The 20,037-nt window shown below is 59.5% G+C and carries 16 protein-coding genes; 9 read left to right on the forward strand and 7 right to left on the reverse strand.

Annotated elements, in window-relative coordinates; translation table 11 throughout:
- Both kynB and kynA read right to left on the reverse strand, forming a co-directional pair.
- Positions 1-627 carry an arylformamidase gene (gene kynB, locus NYP16_RS08580; RefSeq protein ID WP_274943718.1) on the reverse strand — a complete coding sequence of 209 codons (627 nt, stop codon included), beginning with the start codon at positions 625-627 and terminating at the stop codon, positions 1-3.
- Positions 628-805: 178 nt separating this feature from the next.
- A complete protein-coding gene (gene kynA / locus NYP16_RS08585) occupies positions 806-1,657 on the reverse strand; it encodes a tryptophan 2,3-dioxygenase (protein WP_274943719.1) in 852 nt (283 codons plus the stop codon).
- A gap of 118 nt (positions 1,658-1,775) precedes the next feature.
- Here kynA and NYP16_RS08590 point away from each other — a divergent pair, with 118 nt between their 5' ends.
- The 6 genes from NYP16_RS08590 to yaaA all read left to right on the forward strand — a co-directional run bounded on the left by NYP16_RS08590 (position 1,776) and on the right by yaaA (position 11,320).
- Entirely contained in the window at positions 1,776-2,678 is a 903-nt protein-coding gene (locus tag NYP16_RS08590; RefSeq protein WP_274943720.1) for a LysR family transcriptional regulator, read from the forward strand.
- 68 nt (positions 2,679-2,746) lie between these two features.
- A complete protein-coding gene (locus NYP16_RS08595; RefSeq protein ID WP_274943721.1) occupies positions 2,747-5,473 on the forward strand; it encodes a LuxR C-terminal-related transcriptional regulator in 2,727 nt (908 codons plus the stop codon).
- Positions 5,474-5,633: 160 nt separating this feature from the next.
- Positions 5,634-7,208 carry a hydantoinase/oxoprolinase family protein gene (locus tag NYP16_RS08600; RefSeq protein ID WP_274943722.1) on the forward strand — a complete coding sequence of 525 codons (1,575 nt, stop codon included), beginning with the start codon at positions 5,634-5,636 and terminating at the stop codon, positions 7,206-7,208.
- Positions 7,205-8,299 carry a DUF917 domain-containing protein gene (locus NYP16_RS08605; RefSeq protein ID WP_274943723.1) on the forward strand — a complete coding sequence of 365 codons (1,095 nt, stop codon included), beginning with the start codon at positions 7,205-7,207 and terminating at the stop codon, positions 8,297-8,299. The genes NYP16_RS08600 and NYP16_RS08605 overlap by 4 nt, the downstream gene beginning before the upstream one ends.
- 22 nt (positions 8,300-8,321) lie before the next feature.
- Positions 8,322-10,442 carry a TonB-dependent receptor gene (locus tag NYP16_RS08610; protein ID WP_274943724.1) on the forward strand — a complete coding sequence of 707 codons (2,121 nt, stop codon included), beginning with the start codon at positions 8,322-8,324 and terminating at the stop codon, positions 10,440-10,442.
- Between the two features lie 107 nt (positions 10,443-10,549).
- Complete coding sequence (gene yaaA, locus NYP16_RS08615; RefSeq protein ID WP_274943725.1) at positions 10,550-11,320, forward strand: peroxide stress protein YaaA; 771 nt, start codon at positions 10,550-10,552, stop codon at positions 11,318-11,320.
- Between the two features lie 30 nt (positions 11,321-11,350).
- Here yaaA and NYP16_RS08620 read toward each other — a convergent pair whose 3' ends face one another.
- Complete coding sequence (locus NYP16_RS08620; RefSeq protein ID WP_274943726.1) at positions 11,351-11,950, reverse strand: DUF1134 domain-containing protein; 600 nt, start codon at positions 11,948-11,950, stop codon at positions 11,351-11,353.
- Between the two features lie 193 nt (positions 11,951-12,143).
- Between NYP16_RS08620 and NYP16_RS08625 the strand changes: the two genes are divergently transcribed.
- Positions 12,144-13,775, forward strand: coding sequence for a long-chain-fatty-acid--CoA ligase (locus NYP16_RS08625; RefSeq protein ID WP_346742499.1), 1,632 nt, complete (start codon positions 12,144-12,146; stop codon positions 13,773-13,775).
- 206 nt (positions 13,776-13,981) lie between these two features.
- Here the strand turns inward: NYP16_RS08625 and NYP16_RS08630 are convergent, their stop codons facing one another.
- From NYP16_RS08630 to NYP16_RS08645, 4 genes are all read right to left on the reverse strand, one after another.
- Positions 13,982-14,176, reverse strand: a complete 195-nt coding sequence (locus NYP16_RS08630; RefSeq protein WP_274943727.1) for a DUF2842 domain-containing protein — start codon at positions 14,174-14,176, stop codon at positions 13,982-13,984.
- A 128-nt stretch (positions 14,177-14,304) separates the two neighbouring features.
- Entirely contained in the window at positions 14,305-14,742 is a 438-nt protein-coding gene (locus tag NYP16_RS08635) for an NUDIX hydrolase (protein ID WP_274943728.1), read from the reverse strand.
- A complete protein-coding gene (locus tag NYP16_RS08640) occupies positions 14,739-16,127 on the reverse strand; it encodes an FAD-binding oxidoreductase (protein ID WP_274943729.1) in 1,389 nt (462 codons plus the stop codon). Before NYP16_RS08640 ends, NYP16_RS08635 begins: the two co-directional genes overlap by 4 nt.
- 5 nt (positions 16,128-16,132) lie before the next feature.
- Positions 16,133-17,089 carry an L-threonylcarbamoyladenylate synthase gene (locus tag NYP16_RS08645; RefSeq protein WP_274943730.1) on the reverse strand — a complete coding sequence of 319 codons (957 nt, stop codon included), beginning with the start codon at positions 17,087-17,089 and terminating at the stop codon, positions 16,133-16,135.
- Positions 17,090-17,188: 99 nt separating this feature from the next.
- On the opposite strand from NYP16_RS08645, the gene NYP16_RS08650 reads away from it, so the two are divergent.
- Positions 17,189-18,982 (forward strand): acyl-CoA dehydrogenase, encoded by a 1,794-nt coding sequence (locus NYP16_RS08650; protein ID WP_274943731.1) that lies wholly within the window; start codon positions 17,189-17,191, stop codon positions 18,980-18,982.
- A gap of 52 nt (positions 18,983-19,034) precedes the next feature.
- Entirely contained in the window at positions 19,035-20,012 is a 978-nt protein-coding gene (locus NYP16_RS08655; protein ID WP_274943732.1) for an MBL fold metallo-hydrolase, read from the forward strand.
- Positions 20,013-20,037: the final 25 nt, after the last annotated feature.

Here is a 20,037-nt window from a genome sequence, read left to right on the forward strand (position 1 = left end):
TCACAAGCTCCGTAAAATAGCCCGCACCGGCGAGGCGTCGAGATTGGCGAATTTGAGGGGCAGGGCGATCAGCTCATAGTCACCGCCACGCACCTCATCGAGCACAAGCCCTTCGAGAATGGCCAGACCATGACGACGCACTGCCATATGGGCATCAAGCGTTTTCGACTCCTGTGGATCAAGCGACGGCGTATCAAGCCCGATCAGCATCATGCCCCGTGCCGCCAAAAGATCAATGGCCTCCGGCGCAATGGCGGCGAAATCCGCGTCCCACAGACCCTGCGGCGCAGTACCATAGGTTTTCACCAGAATGCGCGGCGGCGCGTTATCAAGATGCGGCAGAAGATGCTCAACCTCGATCAGCGGACGCAGTCCCATAAGCTCGATCACCCGGCAGGGACCAAGATAGGGATCAAGCCCAACCGCCCCAATCGGCGCGCCGTCGGCCGCATAATGATAAGGCGCATCGGCATGGGTCCCGGTATGGGTCGACATGCTGATTTCCGACACATTGACCGGACAATCGTCCGTCAAGGCCCAGGTCAGTTTTTCCTGATACGGCCGATCCCCCGGCCAAACCGGCAGACCGGGCCGCATGACTTGCGAAATATCCCAAATCTGTTTCATCTGTTGGTGATCCATTGTTATGGTGGCGGGCATTGTCATACGCAATTCATTTATAACTTGTCATACGCGGGCTTGACCCGCGTATCCATGCCTCAGCCGCTGAGGCGCCGGCAGAATGGATTGCCGGGTCAAGCCCGGCAATGACAAGTTATATTGTTTGGGACTGCCGCGGCCACCCTCAAACCGCAGTCCGCACCGACCACAGCTCCGGAAAAAATCTCAGATCCAGTGCCTTCACCAGATACGACACCCCCGCCGTACCGCCGGTGCCGCGTTTGTAGCCGATGATGCGTTCGACGGTTTTCATATGGCTGAAGCGCCATTGCTGAAAATGATATTCCACATCCACAAGCTTTTCCGCGAGCTCGTAAAGATCCCAGTATTTCTCCGCATGACGATACACCTCGGCCCAGGCGGCTTCGACTGCGGGATCGGCAACATAGGGCTCCGACCAGTCGCGGTTGAGCTTCTCGGCCGGAATCTGAAATCCGCGTCGTGCCAGCAGCCGCAGGGCTTCATCATAAAAGCTCGGGCTGTTCAGCACGGCGGTGAGTTCGGCATGAACTGCGGGGTTCTGGCGATGCGCCTCGACCATGCGGGCGTTCTTGTTGCCAAGCAGAAATTCAAGCGTGCGATATTGATAGGATTGAAATCCCGAACTTTGCCCGAGCGTGTCGCGGAACTGCGCATAATCGAACGGGGTCATGGTGGCGAGCACTTCCCAGGCCTGGATCAATTGATGCTGGATGCGCGACACCCGGGCGAGCATCTTGAACGCCGGGCGCAGATCATCGGCCTGTACCTGTGCGAGTGCGGCGCGCAATTCATGGATCGACAGCTTCATCCACAGTTCCGAGACCTGATGAATGACGATGAACAGCATTTCGTCATGCTGCCCCGACCGCGTGTTTTGCGCCGCCAGCAACTGATCCAGCCCGAGATAGTCGCCATAGCTCAGATCCTGCTGCCAATGGATCTTTTCATTGCTGAGATCGACCGTTTGCGCAGTAGGTAGAATGTTCTCGGCCATATGTGGCCCCCCGTGACCTGAATGAATACTGAGTACAGACTAAGCCAGAGCGAATATGATTATCAAATTCATAATTTTCGCCTATTCTGCAAAAAATATTCATATATGAGGCAGGGACATGACCGTCAAAGTCGGGATGCGCCATCTTGTGATGCTGGATCTGCTGGTCAAGACCGGCAGCGTCAGCGAAACCGCGCGCAGTCTGGGCCTGACCCAGTCAGCGGTCAGCCACCGCATGCGCGAGGCGGAAAAGCGGCTGAATGCCCGCCTGTTCCTCAGAATCGGCCGCAAGATCGGCTTCACCAGCGCGGCGGAAAGACTGTTGCTGGTGGCCCGCGATGTGCTGGGGGAGCTTGAACGGGTCCAGCAGGATCTAGAAAAGCTTTCCGGCGGTTACGAGGATGTGGTGCGACTCGGCGGCGGCTGTTACACGCCCTATGACTGGCTGCCCATGGTGCAGCAGGCGGTGAGCAATGGCCCCGGCCGTCTTGCGCTTGAACTGCCGTCCCGCTTGCCGGAGGATCCGGTGGCTGAGGTCAAGACGGCGCTGCTTGATATCGCAATCCTGCCCGGCCGCCCCGACGATCCCGAAGTGATCCAGCATCATCTGGCCAGCGACGATCTGGTGGCGGTGCTGCCGCCCGGCCATGCACTGGTCGGAAAGACACAGCTCGAACCCGCCGATTTCGCCGGGCTGCCCTATGTCACCCACCACACCCGGCCGGAACGCGGCCGCGAATATGAAATCATCTTCACCCGCCATGGGTTGCTGCCAAAACTTGTGGTCGGCGCCGGCATGACCGAGGCGGTGTTGCAGGTGGTGCGGGCGGGGCTTGGCGTCACCATCCAGCCGCGGCGCACCGTGGCGCCCTTTGTTGAAGGCTGGGGCCTGACGCTCCGGCCCTTGGCGGTGGCTGAGGCGCGGGTCGACTGGGTGGCGGTGACGCGGCCCCGCGACGCCGTCCGTCCCGGTGTGTCAGCCGTGCTCGAATATATCCGGGCGGCATTCCAGGCAGGCTGAACGCTTGATCATATTGGTGCCTTGCCGTTATCGTTGACGGCGAATCGGGATCATGGTCGGGGGACAAGGTGGCGCGTGCGGACTATAACGATCTCGGCTGGCTGCTTGAAGCCAAGCTAGTGCCGCCTCAAAGCATGGTCACGCTTGTGGATCGTCCGTCCGGGCGCTTCATGATGCTGCCCGCGCTCAAGGCCCGGTTGACCCTCGTTGTGTCCCCGGCGGGCTTCGGCAAAACCACCCTGTTGTCGCAATGGCGGGCTGAGCTTGTGGGGGAGGGCGTGCTCGCGGGTTGGCTGTCGCTTGATGAGGATGATGGTGACGCGCTCCATTTTCTGGCCTCACTGGTGCTGGCGGCGGCGGCGGCGGGCGGCGACATGGGTGAGCTTGAAAAAATCGCCAGTCAGGGTCTGCCGGAAGTGCCGCTCCTCAGCACGGCGGCGCGGTTCCTTGGCATGATTGCCCGCTTGCAGCGTCCGCTTGTGCTCATCCTCGACGATTACCACCGCACTCAATCGCGCGACAGCGATGCGCTCATCGAACTGTTGCTGGCCCGGGCGCCCGATAACTTTCATCTTATCCTCAGTGGCCGGGAACGTCCGGCGCTGTCCCTCAGCGGCCTCAAGGCGCAGGGGCTGTTATATGAACTCGGAGCCGACGTGTTGCGGTTCAGTATCGAGGAGGCCGGGCATCTTCTCGGCGGTCAGCTTGAGGCGGATTCGGTGGCCCGTCTCGTGACCCGGACCGAGGGTTGGGGGGTGGCCCTGCAATTGGCCCGTCTGTGGCTTGAAGGCGGCGCGGCGCGGGCCGATCTGATCGAAAATTTTTCCGGCCGCACCGGTGACGTCGCCGATTATCTGGCCGAACAGGTGTTCAGCGATCTTGCCCCGGATGTGCAGACGGTGCTGCTTGAAACGGCGGTCTGCGAACGTATCAATGGCGATCTCGCCAATGTGATCACCGGGCGCAAGGATGGTTGGGATATTCTCGCCCGGCTCGAACGGTTGAATGCGCTTTTGATCCCGCTCGACAGCGAGCGGCGCTGGTTCCGCTGTCACCTGTTGTTCCGCGATTTTCTGATGGACCAATTGCAACGCCGCGCCGCCGACCGCATTCCCTCCCTGCATCGTGCCGCCTCAAGCTGGTTCGAGTCCGAGGGCAATCTGGTGGAGGCCCTGCGTCACGCCCGCTTTGCCGAGGATTACGATCAGATCGCGCGCCTGATCGAGGCGGCGGGCGGCTGGGAAATGGTGCTGTTCGGTCAGCCGGGCATTCTGCGCAACCTGTTCCGCCAATTGCCGCCTGAAATCTGTTTTAAATATGCCTCCCTGCGCTATGCTCGCGCCTATATCCATATCAAGGATGGCGAGCTGGCCGAAGCCCGGGGGCTCATTGAATCGGCGCCCCTGGTTGACCGGTCGGACTATCGTGCCTGGCGCGACAATCATCATTTCCGCTATCTGATTGACGGGTATGAAGATCGTCTGGTGACGGCCGAAGACCATCGCAGGATCCGGGCCTATGTGGATGAGCTCGACCCCGCCGACATCATGGGCTTCGGCAGCCTGTGGGAGACCCTGTGCGTGGTCGCCTCGCGTCTTGGCGACAGCAAGGCGGTGGAGGAAGGGGCGATCCTGGCCGTTCGCTATATGCGTAGCGCCAATTGCGTCCTTGGCATCAATTACGCCTATTATCATCTCGGAATGCTGCAGGCCCTGTGCGGACGACGGCGGGAGGCTGAGGCCACGCTGCTTGAAGCGGTGGCCACGGCCGAGGATAATTTCGGGGTCGACAGCGGCCAGAAAGCCATTGCCGAGACCCTGTTGAGCGGGGTGCTCTATCTCCGCAACGACATTCCCGCCGCCCGCGACCGTCTCGAGACCGCCTTGCCGCAGGTGGAGCTTTACGACAGCTGGTTCGATATCCTGGCCTTCGGGTTCGAGGCGGCCATGGGGGTTTCCTATGCCGAAGGCGGCCTTGCGGCGGCCATGGCGGTGTTTGATCGTGCCTCCGAAACCGCCAGCAGGCGCAGAATGCCGGCATTGGTCCCGTTCCTCCAGTCGTTGCGGGTGCGGGTGCTGCTGCGTGCTGGAGATATGCTCGCGGCGGCCAATTATGCCCGGGCCCAAGAATTCATCTTCACACTCGGCGACTGGAGACAGCATCCCTCATGCTGGCGCACGCATCATGCCTCGGGTCTGGCGCTGGCCTCACTTTATATCGGGCAAGGCGCTCCGGCTCATGCCTTTGAAGTGCTGGACGATCTGCGCGCAATGGCCGAGTCGGGCGGGCGTAACCTGCATCTTTTGCAGGTCATGGTGCAGGAAGCACTGGCCCACCGCGTGGCCGGCCGCCATGACGAAGCGTTTGATCGTCTGATGGCGGCGGTGCGGATCGGCATGGCCGAGGGGCTGGTCCGTGTGTTCCTCGACGAGGGCGCGGCGATGGAGGCACTGCTGGCCGAAGTCCTACGCCAGCAACGGGAAACCATGGTCGACAGTCTGGCCAAGATCGGGCTGACCCGGTTGCTTGAAAGTCTGCGCGCGGAACGCCTGCATGGTCAGGCCCAGATCCAGCCGCTGGCGCAGTCGGGACTGCCAAGTCCCGCCCTCAGCGAACGCGAGCGTGAGGTTCTGGTCGAACTCGGTCATGGCTATTCCAACAAGGAAATCGCCCGTGCCCTCAATATGACCGAAAATACGGTCAAGTTTCATCTCAAGAATATTTACGCCAAGCTCGGCGTCGACAAGCGCGGTCTTGCTGTGGTCCGCGCGCGTGAGCAGGCCCTGATTTCCTGACCTAACGAAGGACCTACTCAGTTGGGTAGGGTAGGGCCGGGCGGAAGCGCCTTCCTACCCGAATTTATGACCGATCTACCCCTCTTGCATTTTGACGAAATTGTGACCGTTCTCCCATCATATGATTGTTCAATATGAAATTATCGGGGGGATAACACCCATGCGAATTGGGGTGGACGTCGGGGGAACCAACACGGACGCTGTCTTGATGGACGGGCGAACGGTGGTTGCAGCAACCAAATCACCGACGACGGAGGATGTCAGCAGCGGGATTATTTCCGCCATCACCACTGTCATGACGGAGTCGAAAGTCGGGCCGGAAGCCATCGAAGTGGTGATGATCGGCACGACCCATTTCACCAATGCCTTTGTCGAGGGCAAGCGGCTTCTGGATGTGGGCGTGTTGCGTTTGTCCTTGCCGTCGGCATCGGGCATTCCGCCCATGGCCGACTGGCCGGAGCGTCTGAAAAAAGCAGTCGGCAGTCATATTTACGAAGTGCCCGGCGGCTATCAGTTCGACGGCCGCGAGAATGCCGCGCTTGACGAGGCGAAAATCGTTGCCGCCGCCCGCGACATGAAGGCCAAAGGCCTGAAGACCGTGGCCATCTGCGGTATTTTCAGCCCTATCAACAGCGCCCAGGAAGAACGCGCCGGGGACATCGTCGCCCGGGAAATTCCCGGCGTTTATATTTCGCTGTCAAGTCGCATCGGCCGCATCAGTCTGATCGAGCGTGAGAACGCGGCGATCATGAACGCCTCGCTTGCGGAGCTGTCGATCAAGGTTGTTGAGTCCTTCCGCGACGCCCTGCGCAAGCTGCATATCACGGCACCGTTTTATATCAGCCAGAACGACGGCACGCTGATGAGTGCCGATCATGTGGAAAAATATCCGGTTCTGACCTTCGCTTCAGGCCCCACCAACAGCATGCGCGGCGCGGCCTATCTTTCAGGGGCGAAAAACGCCCTGGTGGCCGACATCGGCGGCACCACCACGGATATCGGCGTGCTCGCGAATGGCTTCCCGCGGGAATCTTCGGTGACGGTGGATATTGGCGGCGTGCGCACCAATTTCCGCATGCCGGATATTTTCGCCATCGGTCTCGGTGGCGGCAGTCTGGTGGAAACTGTGGATGGCTCCGTGTCCGTTGGTCCTGAGTCCGTCGGGTTTCATCTGCTGGACAAGGCGCGCGTATTTGGCGGCGATGTTCTGACCGCGAGCGATATCGCGGTGGCCTCGGGTCAGGTCGTAATGGGCGATCCGGCGCATCTCGCCAGTCTTGACAAGGCGCTGGTGGCCAATGCGCTTGATGCTATTCATGCCAAACTGGCCGAAGCCATCGATCGCATGAAATCAAGCGCCAGCGCCGTACCGCTTATTCTGGTCGGCGGTGGCTCCATTTTGATTTCGCGTCCCATTCCGGGCACCAGCGATATGATCGTGCCGGAACATGCGGCGGTGGCCAATGCCATCGGCGCGGCCATTGCGCAGGTCGGTGGCGAAGTCGATCGCGTATTTTCTTATGAAGCCATGGGTCGTGACCAGGCCCTGACCCACGCCAGGGACGAAGCCATCAGTCAGGCGGTCGCGGCCGGAGCCGATCCGGCAACGATCGAGATCGTCGATGTGGAGGAGTTCCCGCTGCAATATATGCCTGGCGCAGCTGTGCGTCTTCGTGTGCGTGCGGTGGGGGATCTCATGCTTGGCAGTGATAAGAAAAAAGGGGCACAACCATGAAGCTCACACTCGAAGATATGACGGATCTTGCGCGCGGTTCCGCGTTTCTTGGTACCGGCGGCGGTGGCGATCCCTATGCGGGGCGGCTTTTCGCGGAGAATATGATCCGTCTTCATGGCGCGCCTGAGCTGGTGCATCCGCGTGACATCCCTGATGATGCGAACGTCTTTATTTTCGGCATGATCGGCGCACCGACCGTGTTGATTGAAAAGCTCATGAACGGGGCCGAGTGCGACCTTGCGATCGACACCATGGAGAAGATGACCGGCCGCAAAGCCGATTATATTATCTCGGCGGAAATCGGCGGCCTCAATTCGGTGATCCCGGTGGCCATGGCGGCGCGGCGCGGTCTGCCGGTGGTTGATGCCGACGGCATGGGCCGTGCGTTTCCAGAAATTCAGATGACCACCTTCAATGTCTATGGCGTGCCGATTTCGCCCATCGTGATCGTCAATGATCATCTGGAAAGTGTCGTCATCAATGCGAACAACGCAAAGTCCGGAGAAGGGTTTGCCCGCGCGGTGGCGATCCAGATGGGGCTTGCCGCCATGCTCTCCGCCTATCCGATGACAGGAAAACAGGTTAAGGAAACGGCGGTCCATGGTACGCTCGGCCTCGCCTGCGGCATTGGCAAGGCCATTGTCCGCGGTCGTCACGAAGGCGATCCGGTGGACGCGCTGCTCGCCTATCTCAGGACCACGGATTATTACAACAAATGCGCGGTGCTGTTCGATGGCAAGGTCGTCGATCTGCTGCGCGAGACCACGGGTGGTTTTTCCGTAGGCCGTTGTCTGTTCGAGGCACTCGATGGATCGGGTCGCCGCATGGAAGTGAAATTCCAGAACGAACATCTGATCGCCCGCGATGAGAATGGCGTAAAGACCATTGTTCCGGATCTTATTTGTATGGTCGATCGGGAAACTGCTGAACCGATCACAACAGAAGCGCTCAAATATGGCCAAAGGCTGAAGGTCATCGGAGTGAGTGCGGCGCCAGCGATGCGTACCCCCGAGGCACTGGCCTGTTTCGGCCCCCATGCCTTCGGCCTTAGTGAGCCTTTTCAGCCGATTGAAGAGCTGATGTCTCTATAAATGAATATTAGGAGGGGACCCCATGTCTTATAAAATCAAAGACTATTTTCTATGCGGAACGGCAGCCCTTGCCGTGCTTGCTCCGGTCTCGTCATTCGCACAAGCAGAACGGACATATCAGGGCCTCGAAGAAGTCATCGTGACGGCCCAGAAGCGCTCGGAAAATCTGCAGTCGGTGCCAATTCAGGTCTCGGCCTTCACCGAAAAAGCCATCCAGGATGCAGGCATCAACAACACCCGCGACTTTGTGGCCCTAGTGCCCAATATGTCGTTCGATGAAAGTTTCACCTATCTCAATTCCTTCGTCACGGTGCGCGGCATTTCGCAGATCAACAATGCTGATGCTCCGATCGCCATCGTTGTCGACGGCGTGCCGCAGAACAACCAGAAACAGTTCAAGATGAATCTGTTCGATGTGGAACGCATCGAAGTTCTGAAAGGTCCGCAAGGCGCGCTTTATGGGCGAAATGCTTCGGGCGGTGCGATCAATATCGTAACCAAGCAGCCGACCAATGACTTCGAAGGCTTTATCAACGGTTCCTATGGCAATGGGGATGCCTGGGAATTGTCGGGTGGCGTGTCAGGGCCGATTGTCGTGGATAAGGTTTTGTTCCGCGTATCCGGTTACTTCAAGCAGGATGGCGGCCGCATCGAAAACGTCTATCTGCATGAGCATTCGGATTACCTTGATCATGATTATGGCGTCCGTGGTCTGTTGAAGGTTCTGGCAAGTGATAAGCTCACGCTTGATTTCCGCGTTGCTTATTCGGATTTTCAAGGTGGTGGTATTTATGACAGTACGGTCTTCAGCGGCCGGGCCAACGATATTCAACCACCGAGCGAAGATCTCATGGGGCAGACCTATGGTAATATTCGCGATGCTTCCTTCAAGTTCGATTGGGATTTCGGTTTTGCCACTCTGACCGGGATCACCGGCTATACGCGGCTGAAGGAAAACTATCAGGGCGATCTGGATTTTTCCAATCTGATCAACAATCCTGGCGGCTTTCTTGGTTTCTTAGGCCCCGTCGGGCAGGGGCAGAATCTTGACGTCGAAATGATCAGCCAGGAATTGCGCTTGGTGTCGGCAGCCGATCAGCGGCTGCGCTGGATTGTCGGCGGATTCTATATTCACACCAACAAGGACCTGCGCACCCGCGTGTTCTTTGATATCGATCATCAGCGTGATCAGATCAATAATCCCGCATTGGTGTTCATCAACACCTTTAGTGAGGAAAAGAACAACGCCTATGCTGTCTTCGGCCAGCTTGATTTTGATATCAGCGACCATTTGAGCGTTCAGGGTGCTTTGCGCTATGACCGTGATCATCGTCACACGATTGGCAGTTCATTGGGTGTTCAGGTGCTAGACGCCAGCGCCCCCTTTGATCGGGTCGAGCCCAAGGTGACGCTGACCTATAAGTTTGACGATGAAAGACTGGTTTATGCCACCTATTCGACCGGCTTCCGGTCGGGCGGTTTCAACGCCGCTGGGGTGGTGCCGCAGAAATTCCTAGCGGAAACTCTGCAAAACTTTGAAGCCGGTTTTAAAACCAGCTGGCTCGACAGACGTCTTATCCTGAATGGGGCGGTCTATTACGAAAAAGTGGATAATTTCCAGTTCTTCCGTGTTGATCTCGCAACCGGCGGGCAAGCCCTCGACAATATCAACAAAGTCGATATCTATGGCTTCGAACTTGAGGCGCAGGCGATGGTTGCAGATGGATTGCAGCTGTTCGGTGGCGTCGGCACCACGCATACCAAGATCAAGGACTGGACCAACCATCCCGAGTGGATCGGCAACAAGACGCCGAAGAATACCACATGGAAACTCAATCTCGGGTATCAGTTCACCTTCCCGGTCACGGATGTGATCAATGCCCAGATGCGTTTGGATTATGAGCATCGCGGCAAGAAATTCTGGCATCCGGACAATGTGGCTATCGCGAACCCGGTCGATCTGATCGATTTCCGCATTGGGCTTCAGACCGATCAGTGGGGGCTTTTTGCCGTTGGCAAGAATCTGACCAATGCGCGCTATTACAACGATTATAACTCCAAGCTGTTCAGTGGCGGCGGCAACGATATCGGCTTCCTGGCTCAGCCGCGCACCTATGGGGTTGAAGGCCGTTACAAGTTCTAACCTGCTGCGTCGCGGGTCGACTGCCGCTGTCCCTCTGGGGCAGCGGCTTTTCTTTTGGGGGACGGTTGGTATAGTGGGGGCCGTTTAACCGCAGGGAGCCCGCGCCAATGATGATCCTGATTTCGCCCGCCAAAAAACTTGATTTCTCTGGCGTGCGTCCGGATCTTGCCCATACGGTCCCGGCGCTCATGCCTGAGGTGGAACGGCTGGCCAAACTGGCGCGCAAGCTGAAAGCGGCCGACCTCAAGCGCCTGATGGGGATCAGCGATGCCCTGGCCACGCTCAATCACGAGCGCTTTCAAAGCTTTCACACACCGTTCACGCTCGACAATGCCAAGCATGCGGCGCTTGCCTTCAATGGCGACACCTATCAAGGGCTGGACGCGAAAACCCTGAGCGATGCGGATTTGGCCTATGCTCAGGACCACTTGCGCATTCTGTCGGGGCTTTATGGCCTGTTGCGGCCTTTGGATCTCATGCAGCCCTATCGGCTGGAGATGGGTATCAAACTGGCCAACCCGCGCGGGGAAGATCTTTATGATTTCTGGGGTGAGCGGGTCACGGCACTGCTCAATGATCAGATCAAGGCGGATCCGGACCCGGTGGTGATCAATCTCGCTTCCACCGAATATAGTTCCGTCGTGCAGACCAAGAAATTGCAGGCCCGGCTGATCACGCCAGTGTTCAAGGAAGTGAAGGACGACGTGGCCAAGGTCATCGGCCTCATGGCCAAACGCGCGCGTGGCGCCATGGCCCGGCATATCATCGTCAACCGGATCGAAGACCCCATGCTTCTGAAGAAATTCTCAGCCGGCGGTTATAAATTCCACCCCGAACATTCAACCGATAGCCGGTTTGAATTTTACCGCCAGGCCTGAGGTCCGTTTAGCCTGAGACCTGATTTAAGCTTAGAACGGGATCCAGGACCGCTCGCGGGTGTAATGGACATAGCCAAGGTTCGCGCCTGCTCTAAGGCCGAGCCCGACGCGGATGGGGGCTAGAATGATATTGCCCTTTTGCTGATAGTTAACGCCGATCCCGCCAATGTAATAAAAGCTGCCTTCGACCGCTGGATAGCGCCGGAACAGATCTTCGCTGTCATAAAGGTGATAGACGAGGGTCACCGAGCGCGAGGCATTGCCGCCAAGATCGATACCAAGCGACGGCCCGGTCCAGAACACGCGGCGGTTGCCTTCGATTTTGTGATGCATGTCGCCGTCCCCATAGCGCAAGCCGATAATGGCGGCGGCGCTCATTTCCGAGCCGGTGATATAGGCATTGGGGCGGCCGAGGTCGGAAAACACTTTTTCGACCACCTTGGCGACGGCTTCAGAGCCTGACCCAAGGAAATCCGACGTCACCGAAATGATCGAGTCCTTGTCATAGGTATTGGCGTCAGTGTCTTGGGGGGTATTCTGAGGTGCTTGTGACTGGGCCAGGGCGGGCCCCGACAGCAGTGAGAAGACAACAACCAGACCGGCAATCATATTGCGACTGACGTCAACCATACCCAACAACCTCCTCAATGCACCAAAACTCGATGTGGAACTTAGCGTTAACATTTGATGAAATTAAGGCAAGGTCTTTTTGAGGGTTTATAAGCTTCTAGGCATGCTGAAATCACATCTACGATACACGTTTTGACAAAATCGTGATTTTGGCCAAACAATAGTCCCATAACAAGTAAATTGGGGGCTTTTTATGTTTGGTTTGATGCAAGATCACCCATTGATGGTCACGAATTTCCTGGCACATGGGGCGCGCTATCACGGGACCGGCGAAATTATGACCGTCACCGTGGCCGAAGGTATTCACCGCTATACCTATGCCGACTGCGACCGCCGCGCGCGCCTGTTGGCCAGTGCTCTCACGCGTTATGGCATCCAGCCGGGCGACCGGGTGGGGACCCTTGCCTGGAATGGCTATCGCCATCTTGAGTCCTGGTTTGGCATCTCCGGCATGAGCGCGGTGACACATACCATCAACCCGCGTCTGTTTCACGATCAACTGTCCTATATCATCAATCATGCGGAGGATCGGATGATCCTTGCTGATCTGACCTTTATTCCGCTGCTTGAAAAGCTATTGCCGGAGCTGCCGACGGTTGAAGCCGTGGTGATCCTGACCGACCGGGCGCATATGCCGCAAACGTCCTTGCCCAATGTCATCTGTTACGAAGATTTCCTCCTGACCGGCGACAGCAACTATGTCTGGCCGGTGTTTGATGAACGCATGGCGGCCGGGCTCTGCTACACCTCCGGCACCACCGGCAATCCGAAGGGCGTGCTCAGCAGTCACCGCTCGGCCTCGCTTCATACCTTTGCCATGGCCATGCCGGATGTCTTCAATCTGAAATCCACCGATGTGGTGTTGCCGGTTGTGCCCATGTTCCACGCGAACGCCTGGGGTGTGCCCTATCTGATGCCGGCCATCGGGGCAAAGCTCGTGTTCCCCGGCCCCAATCTCACCGGGGAAGCGATCCAGAAACTGATCGAGGACGAAAATGTCACCGTGAGCGCGGGGGTGCCGACGGTCTGGCTCGGGTTGCTGCAATATCTCGACGCCACCGGCAAGGGTTTGGGCCGGATGCATGCGACGGTGATCGGTGGCGCGGCCGCACCGCGCAGCATGATTGAAACCTTCCGCGAGCGTTACAATGTGCACGTCTGCCATGCCTGGGGCATGACCGAAATGTCGCCGCTCGGCACCTGCAATTCGCCGACGCGTGAGACGCTCGCGCTGTCGGCCGAAGAACAGACCGTCATCGCCTGCAAACAGGGCCGTGCCGTGCCCGGAGTGGATCTCAGGATCATCGGTGAGGACGGCCGGGAATTGCCTTGGGACGGCAAATCGTCTGGCCACCTACAGGTGCGCGGCTCATGGATCGCGAAGGCGTATTTCAGAGGCGAGGGCGGCGATATCCTGACCGCCGATGGCTGGTTCGACACCGGTGACGTGGCCAATATGGACCAATATGGCTTTGTCCAGATCACCGACCGCGCCAAGGACATCATCAAGTCGGGCGGCGAATGGATCAGCTCCATCGACCTTGAAAACGCCGCAGTGGCCCATCCAAAAATCGTCGAAGCCGCAGTGATCGGTCTGCCCCACCCGAAATGGACCGAGCGGCCTATGCTGATCCTCGTGCCGCTTGCGGGCGAAACCGTGACCCGGGAGGACATGCTCGCCTTCCTCGAAACCCGCGTGGCCAAATGGTGGCTGCCGGACGACGTGGTCTTCGTCGATGAAATCCCGCACACGGCCACCGGAAAAATCCTGAAAACTGTGCTGAGGGAGCAGTTCAAGGATCACAAACTACCGGAAATGTGCTGATCACCCGTCATCGCGAGCCGCGGAACTTCCACCCGCCCATGTCGTCGCGAGCCGCGTAAGCGGCGCGGCGATCCAGCCACTTCGGGCGAGCCCCCCGGGAGCGGCCCAAAGAGTCTGGATTGCCACGGCTCCGCCTCGCAATGACGCACCATTATCCTCTGTCATTGCCGGGCTTGACCCGGCAATCCATGGCCGCTTGCACCCACTTATCCGTTGGTTTTCTTCAACACCCAATAGGCCGGAAAAATCCAGACAATCCCGGTGACGACATAAAACAACAGATCCACAACGCCATTGACCGGCAAAATCACGCTCGCCAGCAGCATGACGAGGATGCAATAGAAAAACAGCCCGAAAGTAAGGGTCAAAAGGCCGAGCGTGCGGCGGGTGCGCGGTGACATGGTTGGTCCTTGTTAGAATGCTGATTGCAGCCAGCGAATGGCGATAATCAGAAGATGAATAAATCCATAGGCCACAAGGCCGCAAAAGACGCCGCGCAGCATGACGCGGGCATGGATGCCGATCCGTGTCATAGGCCACCCTCCCGGTACTGGCGGGAGAGCATGATCAAGCGTTCGGTTTCCGCCCATAATTTATAAGGCTCAAGCTCATCGGGATGCACCCAGGCGACCTCGGTGACGTCATCACCCGGCCGTGCGTCGCCTTCAATGGCTTCGGCCATGTAATCGATCAGCGTGTAATGATGGCGCACCGCGCCCGCTTCGTCGCGGTCGATCAGATTGAGCACATCCAGAAGCCTGCCGAGCCGGATACGCACGCCGGTTTCTTCGAAAACCTCGCGGCAGGCGGCGTCTTCCACCGTTTCGCCCGCATGCTGGGCGCCGCCCGGGATGCTCCATTCGCCCTTGCGCGGGGCTTTGCCGCGCCGGATCAACAGCACCTTGTCATCTTTCCAGACAAAGGCGCCGACGCCGACGAAGGGCCGGTCGGGATAATCACGTTTCATGAGTTGCTCTCGAAAATGCGGCCGCGATTGAGAATATTGGCGGGGTCGAACGCAGCCTTGATGCGTCGCATCAGCTGAAGATCCAGCGCCGGGCGGTAGTGAGCCAGTTCGACGCTTTTCAGGCGGCCAATGCCATGTTCCGCACTGATCGAGCCGCCCATATCCACCACAATGTCATGGACAAGGCGGTTCATGGCCGCCCAATGGGCCTCGAACGCTGGTTTGTCCGCGCCCGCCGCCGACTGAATATTGAAATGCACATTGCCGTCGCCCACATGCCCGAACGGCACCGGCCGCGCATCGGGATAGACGGCGAGCACCGCAGCCGACGCACGGGCGATAAAGGCCGCCATCTCTGACACCGGCACGGAGACATCATGCTTGATGCTGCCGCCTTCAAGCTTCTGGGCCTCGGAAATACTTTCCCGCAAGCGCCAGAGCGCCGTCGCCTGCTCGCCGCTTTGGGCGATGACGGCATCGGTCGCATGCCCGTCCTCAAGCGCCGCTGCAATCAGCGGTTCAAGCGGTTCGGCCGCTTCCATCAGCACATACCAGGGGGCTGGGGCGGTGAGCGGATCCCGGGTTGTCGGAATATGCTTCAGCACGAACTCAAGGGCGAAGCGCGGCACCAGTTCAAAGGCGGTCAGCCGGTCACCGGTCAGGTCGCGGGCACGACCGAACAATTCTATGGCCGCCTCGGCCGAGGGCAGGGCCACAAAACCCGTGCATTTTGTCCGGAGCGGCGGAAATAATTTCACCACTGCCGCCGTAACAACGCCAAGCGTGCCTTCGGCACCGATAAAATACTGTTTGAGATCATAGCCCGTGTTGTCCTTCCTGAGCGCGCGCAGACCGTTCCAGATTTCCCCCGTCGGCAACACCACCTCAAGCCCAAGCACCAATTCGCGCATGGAACCGTAGCGGAGCACATTGACCCCACCGGCATTGGTGGAAATCACCCCGCCCAGCATGCAGCTGCCTTCGGAGGCGAGGCTGAGGGGAAACATGCGGTCAAGCTCCGCCGCCGCCTGATGGAGCGTGGCGACCGCCACACCGGCCTCCGCCGTCAGGGTAAAATCACGGGCGTCAACACTACGGATGCGGTTCATGCGGCCAAGCGACAGCAGCACTTCCTGACCGTCCTGATCCGGCACGCCCGCACAGGTGAGCCCGGTATTGCCGCCCTGCACGGCGATCCGCGTACCGCTTTCACTCGCAAGGCGCAGGATGGCGGAGACCTCGTCGGTGGTTGCGGGCGATAGCATGAGCGGGGTCTGGCCCTTATAAAGCCCGCGCCATTCCACAAGATGGGGGGCGATGACCGCGCTGTCCTCGGTCCAGCCCTTGGGGCCAACGGCGGCTTTCATCTGATCGAGAACAGTCATGGCCGTTACCCTCGCGGTGCGGCAGCGCGGCGCAGCCGGTCGTTGATGGCGATGCCGATGCCGCGTTCTGGGATTGGCATGACCGCAATCACCTGCGCCCGCCCGTCATCCAGCGTCCGCAGCATGGCGAACAGATTGGCGGCGGCCTCACGCAGATCGCCGCTTGGGCTGAGATTGAGCGCGGCGGCCGGTGCCTCAGGTCCGAACCCAAGCAAAACTTCGCCGTCCTTGGGCACAAGCACTTCAAGCCTCACGGCGGCACGCGGTGCATAATGGCTTGCGAGCTGGCCGGGAGCGGTCGGGCGATCCGCCGCCTCAGGCCCGGTGCCACGTACGGGCAGGCCGCTCACCAGTTCAAGTTCTTCGGGCGTGACGCTACCCGGCCGCAACAGATCCAGAAACCCGTCCGAAATGGCGACGATGGTGGATTCAAGCCCTTCCTCACAGGGCCCGCCATCGACAATCAGCGCCACCTGCGGCCCAAGCTCGCTTGCGGCATGGGCGGCGGTGGTTGGGCTGATGCGGCCGGACCGATTGGCGCTCGGCGCGGCCACGGGTCCGTCAAAGGCTTCAAGCAGCGCATGGGCCAGCGGATGGGCGGGTACTCGCACGGCCACGGTGGTAAGCCCGGCCGATACCGCCGGAGCAATGCCGGAGTCCGGCCGCAAGGGCAATACCAGCGTGAACGGCCCGGGCCAGAACGCGGCGGCGAGTGTGCGGGCCGTCTCATCCAGCACGGCATAGCGGGCGGCCACCTCGGCGCTCGCCACATGAATGATCAGCGGATTGAAGGACGGGCGAGTCTTGGCGGCATAGATTCGCGCCACAGCATCGGAATTTCGTGCGTCAGCCCCAAGTCCATAGACGGTTTCTGTCGGCAGAATAACCAGTTGGCCTTTTTTCAGCGCATCGGCCGCCTCCCGGATGACGTCGGGGCATGCTGGCTTTATGCTGGGCTCCATAGTCGCTCTGCCTTTGTTGGTCTGAAAACAGCTTGATCCGCTTTGGACTCTGTCGCTATCCATACTCTTGATCGGGAATAATGAGAAGGATAACGAATAATGACCTACTCCGCCCCTTTACGTGAAATGCAATTTCTTCTGGACCATGTGGTTGGCATGTCCGATCTGACGGCGCTTGATCGCTACAGCGAGGCGACGCCGGATCTCGTGGCGGCTATTCTCGGGGAGGCCGGGAAGTTCACCGCCGAAGTGCTCGCCCCCCTGCGCCGGACCGGCGACCTTCAGGGCTCGAAACTCGTCAACGGCACGGTCGAGACACCCGCGGGCTTCAAGGAAGCCTATGCGCAATATGTAGACGGCGGCTGGAACGCGCTTTCGGCCGATCCGGAATATGGCGGGCAGGGCATGCCCTTCATCCTCTCCTGCGCCTTCATGGAAATGATCACCTCGGCCAATATGGCCTTCGGTCTTTGCCCCATGCTCGGGCAGGGCGCGGTCGAGGCGTTGTTGGCTCATGCCGTGCCTGATTTGCAGGATCGCTATCTGCCCAATCTCGTCAGCGGGAAATGGACCGGCACCATGAACCTGACCGAACCGCAGGCAGGCTCCGACGTGGGCGCGCTGCGCACCAAGGCGGACCGGCAGGCGGATGGCAGCTATCTTATTCAGGGCCAGAAGATCTTCATCACCTGGGGCGATCATGACGTTGCTGAAAACGTCCTCCATCTGGTGCTCGCCCGCCTGCCTGACGCGCCTCAGGGCACCAAGGGCATTTCGCTTTTCCTCGTGCCGAAATTCATGATCAATGACGATGGGTCGCTCGGGGCGCGTAACGATCTGCGCGTCGTGTCGCTTGAACATAAGCTCGGCATCCATGCGAGCCCGACCTGCGTCATGGCCTTTGGTGACAATGGCGGATGCGTCGGCTATCTGATCGGCGAAGAAAACAAGGGCATGAGCTGCATGTTCACTATGATGAACCATGCCCGGCTCAATGTCGGTCTTCAGGGCATCGGCTGCGCCGAACTCGCCTATCAGCAGGCCTATGCCTATGCCCGGGACCGCGTGCAGGGCGTTCCCATGGGCACAGAACCAGCCGACCGCGCGCCGATTTTCGAACATGCTGACGTGCGCCGCATGTTGCTGACCATGAAAGCCTCGACCGAGGCCGCCCGAGCCATCGCCTTCCTCAATGCGAACGCCATGGATCTCGCCCATAACGCTACCGACAAGGAAGATCGTTGGTGGAATCAGGGCCTGGCCGATCTGCTGACGCCCTTGTCCAAGGGCTATGGCACCGACATCGGCGTCGAGAATGCCTCGCTTGCCGTGCAGGTTCATGGCGGCATGGGCTTCATCGAGGAAACCGGCGTCGCCCAGACCCTGCGCGATGCCCGCATCACTCCGATTTACGAAGGCACCAACGGCATTCAGGCGCTGGATCTCGTCGGCCGCAAGCTCGCGCAGGATGGTGGCGAACATTGGCAGGCCCTGTTCCGGCGCATTGAAGGCTTCCTTAACAGCTTGCCGACGGACGGTGATCTCGGCGCGATCCGCACCGATCTTGGCGATGCTTTGGTCGCGCTCCGTCAGGCGACGGCCTGGATCATGGCTGAACGCGCTCAGAACATGCGGGCGGTGGCCGCCGGGGCCACGCCTTATCTCCGGCTGTTCTCCATGACGGTGGGTGGCTATCTGCTGGCTGTCGGGGCGAAAGCCGCGTTCGCCGAGCTTAAGACACCGGACGCGGACCGCGAGTTCCTGCAATCCCGGGTCGTTCTGGCGCGCTTTTTCGCCGAACAGCTTCTCCCGCCGGCAAGCGCCCTGATGGGGCCGATCACCCGTGGCGATGGGCTGCTCTTTGCCCTCAGCCCTGACCAGTTGGCGGTGTAAGACATTGGTAGACCTGACCTATACTTTCCGAACCCCGCCAGCGCCTGGCGACATGCTTGCCGTAGCTGACGGGGTTTACTGGATCCGCATGCCGCTGCCTTTGGCGCTCGATCACATCAATCTTTGGGCGCTTGAGGAAGCGGACGGCTGGACCCTTGTGGATAGCGGCATGAACAGCTCGCAAACACAGGGGCATTGGGAAAGCCTGATAACCGGGCCGATGGCTGGCAAGCCGATCAAGCGGCTGATCGTCACCCATCTGCACCCCGATCACTTCGGGCTCGCGGGCTGGTTCAGCGCCCGCTGGCATGTGCCGGTCTATATGACGCAAAGCGAATTCCTCATGGGCAGCGTGCTGTCCCTCGGCCGCTGGGATGAGCTGCCGTGGGCGATGGAGTTGTTTTTCCATCGCGCCGGACTCACGCCCGACGAGATCGCCAATCTGAAGACGCTCGGCTACGGTCATTTCGCCGACAGTGTCTATCGCCCACCGGGCGGCTATCACCGGCTGCGCGATGGCGACAGTCTGGACATCGGCGGTCGGGAGTGGCGGATTGTGGTCGGGCGCGGTCATTCGCCGGAACATGCCTGTCTCCATTGCCCGGATCTCGGGCTTTTGATCGCGGGCGATCAGGTGTTGCCGCGCATTTCCTCGAACGTCAGCGTCTATTCCACCGAGCCTGAGGCCAATCCCCTGAAAGACTGGCTGGACTCTCTCACCAAGTTGCGCGGGCTTCCGGCCGACACCCATGTGCTTCCGGCCCACGGCTATCTGTTCACGGGGCTGCATGACCGTCTGGATGCCCTGACGCTTGAACATGAGACCAAGCTTGTGGAACTGGCGGAGGCCTGCGGGGAGCCGATGTCGGCGGTGGATGCCTTGCCGGTCATGTTCCTGCGCGATCTCAAGGGCTTCACCCGGCTGATGGCGCTTGGAGAAACAATCGCGCATTTCCACCTTTTGTTGGACCGGGGTCTGGTAATAGCGGAGGATGGGCAGGACGGCGTCCGCAGGTTCCGCCGCACGTGAGGCTAGCAGTTCCGAGGAGAATTCG

The sequence above is a fragment of the Govania unica genome, assembly GCF_027920805.1.
GTDB classification, from domain to species: Bacteria; Pseudomonadota; Alphaproteobacteria; order Sphingomonadales; family Govanellaceae; genus Govanella; species Govanella unica.